1 protein-coding gene and 1 pseudogene are annotated in these 1,316 nt (G+C 39.0%); both read right to left on the reverse strand.

The window, feature by feature from the left end:
- Positions 1 to 186: pseudogene (locus tag ACIR131C_RS26075) on the reverse strand (23S rRNA (guanosine(2251)-2'-O)-methyltransferase RlmB); the annotation flags it as partial.
- Between the two features lie 106 nt (positions 187 to 292).
- Entirely contained in the window at positions 293 to 772 is a 480-nt protein-coding gene (locus tag ACIR131C_RS0113230; RefSeq protein ID WP_028090583.1) for a Mini-ribonuclease 3, read from the reverse strand.
- Between the last annotated feature and the right edge of the window lie 544 nt (positions 773 to 1,316).

A 1,316-nucleotide genomic window follows, 5' to 3' on the forward strand; every position in this document is an offset into this window, starting at 1 on the left:
CTTGTCTTCTCTATTTAATCTAATTTCTGGGGATTTATCCGCAGCATAGCGAGAGGTGCGAGGTTTACTTTCACTTTTGCCTTGATTACGGACAGAGTGAGGAACAACGCGCTTACCCTTGATTTTTACGGGTTGCCCACGCTTAGGTTGGCTGGCGGAATTATTTTTTTTGGGTTGACTTGTCATAGCAGTATTTCAGTATTGAGGTTTGATTTAAATCAGTGAACAGCCCGATGATATTCATTTAATGAACCATTACAAATCAGTAATAATTGCCAGATGCAGCTTCTGACTATTTTTCCAGAGGGAGTTTTTGTAATAGTTCGGTTAAACGGGGGTAATCAGTAAGATATAAATAGCCAACTAGGGTTTCTAGACTAGTTGCCTGTTGATAAATTTCGGGATTGAGTCGTTTATGACGACAATGGGCAGAGTTACGACCTCTGCGGACAATTTCTAATTCGTTACTCCTCAAGTAAGGAGTTAACATTCGCAAATGTATCGCTTGTGTTTCTGCTCTTACCTGATCCACTACACAACGATGGTAGTTTTCCAGTCGTTGTTGTGGCCACAGAAAAAACATTCTAACATATAATTCATAAATTGCATCCCCCAAATAAGCTAAAGCGGAAGGAGATATCTGTTTTATTTGATCTGGGGATATTTGCTGGGGCAGTTGGGTCGCATTTACCAACCATGGGTTAATGTCTGATGAATCCTGCGCGGTAGTTTCATCTTCTTCATGTTGGGCTGTTTCCTCCTTCGACTTCACAGATTAATCATTCCTTAAAAAAGCACTACATCGGGAGATAATTTTTGTCAACATTATTTTGATTGTCAAAGCAATGTTCGCATACTGAGCATATTATAAATTAGTAACGATCGCCAAAATTTACTGGTATTGTTTTCTCGTCCTATCAACTAATTTGATGGGCTGTCATAGTGTAGCGTCACGTAAACCAGATGATTTACGTTTATTCACACCCAGTATTTTCGACTAGGATCGTGTTGCTATCAAAATTTCAGAATTTCTATTATAGAATAATATGTTTCCTTTAATATCATATCTACCCAATCACTTAGGATCTAGTTGATCATTGTATTGCCTTTTCCCAATTACCAATTACCCATTACCTGCCTCAACAGATATGATAAGTGTTCAACCGGACATGATATAAGTCGGAAATTCCAGGTTTATGGAGATTGGTTTGAGGAACAAAATCTGCTCAACTCCTGCCAATGTTGGGTTTCACTCCGTTCTACCCAACTCAAAAAATTACAGGGGTTTCCGCTCTTATGAGGTACATCTTCAGCCC

Origin of the sequence: Dolichospermum circinale AWQC131C (assembly GCF_000426905.1) — a bacterium.
GTDB classification, from domain to species: Bacteria; Cyanobacteriota; Cyanobacteriia; order Cyanobacteriales; family Nostocaceae; genus Dolichospermum; species Dolichospermum circinale.